The organism is Mycobacterium sp. TH-M15 (assembly GCF_057473705.1).
Window position 1 is genome coordinate 1 of record NZ_JBYCLB010000626.1, and the last position, 3712, is coordinate 3712.

The 3712-nt window shown below is 68.0% G+C and carries 3 protein-coding genes and 1 tRNA gene; 2 read left to right on the forward strand and 2 right to left on the reverse strand.

Annotated elements, in window-relative coordinates; genetic code table 11:
- Positions 1-292 precede the first annotated feature (292 nt).
- Positions 293-532, reverse strand: coding sequence for a hypothetical protein (locus AC2VNT_RS15300; protein ID WP_486947666.1), 240 nt, complete (start codon positions 530-532; stop codon positions 293-295).
- Positions 533-1070: 538 nt separating this feature from the next.
- Complete coding sequence (locus AC2VNT_RS15305; RefSeq protein ID WP_486947667.1) at positions 1071-2303, reverse strand: L,D-transpeptidase; 1233 nt, start codon at positions 2301-2303, stop codon at positions 1071-1073.
- A 201-nt stretch (positions 2304-2504) separates the two neighbouring features.
- Here AC2VNT_RS15305 and AC2VNT_RS15310 point away from each other — a divergent pair.
- Positions 2505-2580: transfer RNA gene (locus AC2VNT_RS15310), tRNA-Lys, on the forward strand.
- 281 nt (positions 2581-2861) lie between these two features.
- Entirely contained in the window at positions 2862-3674 is an 813-nt protein-coding gene (locus tag AC2VNT_RS15315) for a L,D-transpeptidase (protein ID WP_486947668.1), read from the forward strand.
- Positions 3675-3712: the final 38 nt, after the last annotated feature.

Consider the following 3712-nt stretch of genomic DNA (forward strand, 5'->3'; position numbering starts at 1 on the left):
CTTCGACAGCTCGAAACCTATGCAGGGAACGGCGTGCGCCGTCTCACGGCGCGCTCAAACCACCCACAGATACGTCAGGAGAGCCGGAAAAGCCCGGTGAAAGCGTCCACGGAACCGACCCCTCAAAGGAGGTACCGGCGCGTTTCCGCACGCATCACAGTCTCGACCCGCAGCGATACCCGCGCGCAGGCGGCGCTCCGGGGTTCCGCTGAGTGTGGCTGGGTCTTCGACGCCGCGACCATCACCCGCCGCCAGCTCCACCTGCTGAAACCGCGGCCCGGCAGTTCGGCCGCTATGACGTGGCGCCCTCGCCTGCCGCGATTTCAGCCGACGCCTCGTGGACGGCTGCACAGGCCTGATGCAGGTAGTCCAGGACGGCCGATCCGGTCTCCGGTGTGAGCCCGGCGGCGATCAGGTCCAGCCGGCGGTTGCCGTCGCCGTACAGTGCGGCGAGTGTCGACCCCAGCGGCACCGGCCGGACGAACAGCGGCAGGCAGCATGAACGGAACCACCGCACCGGGCAGGCGGGCATAGTTGACCAACACGTAGGGCGCGTCGCCCTCGGGGCACGGCAAGGTGGAGTTGTCCACCCCGGTCTTGGCCGTACCACGCGGAGATTCGAAGAGGCGCCGGACGCTGCTGGCCCGCACGAACGGGCCCCGCCGGCGCGGATCGACACTCCAGGCGGCATAGACGAACGACGACCTCAGTGGCTCGTCGAACGGTGGGTCCTGGTAACGCTGCATGTCACCGGCCGCCGGAGCACCGCACCGGTGTCACCGCCTGCCTTCTCCGCGCCGCTGTCGCCATCGCCGCGCATACAACTGCCGGACGCCGACGAGCAGGGTTTTCTGACCGGGGCGGCGCGGTGCAACCCCGGCGACCGCGCCGAGATGGTCGTGCGTACCGCGTTGTCCCAGGCGGTTGTCTGCAGCACGCCCACAGACCGCCTCTGCTACCGCGGCGCGCGGGCCAGCGATGGTGCCGGCATCGAGCTGACCAACGTCACCCGCACCGCGACCGGGTTCGTCGCGATCAACGACGTCGACCCGCTCAACCGGCCTGCGGGCCTAGCGGGCCGGCGGCTCGGCCGGCTGGTTGGCGTTGCCGGCCTGCCACTGCGCCCAGGGGATGTTCCAGTCGCCCAAACCCTCGTCACCGGGGAGCGGCGGGCCGACGGTGTTGCTGATCTCCACCACGTCGCCGCGCTTGATGTGGTCGAAGAACCACATCGCGTTGCCGGGGCTGACGTTGAGGCAGCCGTGGCTGGTGTTGGCGTAGCCCTGTGCGCCCACCGACCACGGGGCGGAGTGCACGAATATCCCGCTGTAGGAGATCTGCGTCGCCCAGTCGACGTCGGTGCGGTAGCCGTTGGGTGAGTTGACCGGCACGCCGTAGGTCGACGAGTCCATCACGATGTGCGGGAACCGCTCGCCGACGATGTAGGTGCCGTTGTTGGTCGGGGTGCTGTCCTTGCCCATCGACACCGGGATGCTCTTGACCGACTCGCCGTTGATCCGGACCACCAGCACCTTGCTGTCGTCGTCGACGGTGGCGATGACCTCGTCGCCGATGCTGAAGTGCCCGACCACGTTGTCCTGGCCGAACACCCCGTTGCCCAGGTCGACACCGTAGGTGTTGACGGCCACCTCGACGGTCGTCCCGGGCGACCAGAACGACTGCGGCCGCCAGTGCACCTCGTGGTTGTTCATCCAGTAGAACGCACCGTGCACCGGCGGGTCGGTGGTGATCTTGATGACCTTCTCCGCCATCTTGCGGTCGGCGATGTTCTCGTCGAACCGGACCACCACCGGCTGGCCGACACCGACCACCTCGCCGTCGGACGGGACGAGGTACGGCATGGTCAGGTTGTCGGGAGCGTGGGTCTGGAACGAGATCTGCCGGCTGGTCACCCCGCCAAGCCCCAGCGACTTCGCGTTCACCGTGTAGTGCTTGTTGTAGCCGAGCTGCTCGGTGGTCCGCCAGGTCAGGCCGTCCGAGCTGAGCTGCCCGGCGACCTCGGCGCCGTACTCGTTGACCATGCTGACCGCGCCGAGCACGCCGCCTTCGGCGGTCACGGTCACCGGAGCGTCGACGGCGACACCCACGGCGCGGTCCTTGACCGATGCGGTGAGCTTGGGAATCAGCAGGTCCCCATACGGGGTGCCCTTGTCGGTGATGGCCTTCGGCGCCTCCGCTTCGGCGCCACCGCAGGCGGCGAGGACCAGCAGCATGGCAGGAACCAGCAGCAGCGCCGCTGACCTGGACCGATATCGACGCCGGGGCGCCGAACCAACCGCCATACTTCCCTCGCACGTCGTGTCTGGATCGCAGGCAGCATCGCCACCGAACCGCCCGGCCGTAGTCTAATGGTTCGCCCCATGTCACCGCACATGTACTGGTCTCGGGCCTGCGACGTCGACAGCGTCATTTCGGCCACGTCACACGGATTCGCCACGGGGCGCGGCGCCTGTTATTGTCGGCCTCGCGGTTTCGGCCGTTTCGCGCCGTTAGCTCAGTTGGTAGAGCAGCTGACTCTTAATCAGCGGGTCCGGGGTTCGAAACCCTGACGGCGCACCAAACCTCCAGGTCGACGGCGCTCGGCCCGCTCCACGGCGGTTCCACGCTGCAAGGTACGGCGACATTGTTCCGACACGGCACCGCCGGACGTGTAGCTCATGACACTCGCCGCCGGGGACGGCCTTCGTGAACGCGACCGGCCACTCGTGCGACGGCCGTAATCAAACCTTGACGCAGGCTTGACCGAACCGTCTGCGCGCCCTGGCATCCCGGTCGACAGCCCACCCCTAGCATCGACAACCGGCAGCGACAACATTGGCCACCGGAGAGTGATGGCAGCGATGCGGGCAGTGGTTCGGTCAATCCTTGCACTGATGATAAGTGTCGGAACCGTGGTCGCCGGTCCGGCCGGGGTGAGTCCGGCGGCGGTGAACCCGCCGCGTGACCCGGTCGCCTCGATTCTTCCCGCTTTCGGCGACGTGGTGGGTGTGGCGCATCCGGTGCTGGTGACGTTCGCCGCGCCGGTCGCCGACCGGCGCGCCGCTGAGCGTTCCATCGCCGTGACATCCACCTCGCCGACGCCGACGATGACCGGCCGGTTCGACTGGCTCGAAGACACCGTTGTGCAGTGGGTTCCCGACGGATTCTGGCCGGCGCACAGCACGGTGACCCTGTCGGTGGGCGGTCGGTCCGTCGGGTTTCGGACCGGTCCGGAGATCCTTGGCGTCGCCAGCATCTCGAAACACACGTTCACCGTCAGCATCGACGGCGTGGAGCCGGGAGCCGCACCGGGACTACCGGCGCCACACCATCGACGGCACTGGGGCGAAGACGGCGTGCTGCCGGCCTCGATGGGCAGAGAGGAATTCCCGACTCCGGTGGGCGACTACACCGTTCTCGCCAAGGAGGGCACGGTGATCATGGACTCCAGCAGCGTCGGCATCCCGGTCGACGACCCCGACGGCTACCGGCTGTCGGTGGATCACGCCGTGCGGATCACCCGGCGGGGCCTCTTCGTGCATTCGGCTCCGTGGGCGGAGAACGCGCTCGGGGTCGAGAACACCAGCCACGGCTGCATCGGCCTGAGCCCCACCGACGCCGAGTGGTACTTCGCCACGGTCAACGTCGGCGACCCGGTAATCGTGCAGGAGTAACGGCGACGACCTGCCGGGTATCGGAGGCCCGACTACTT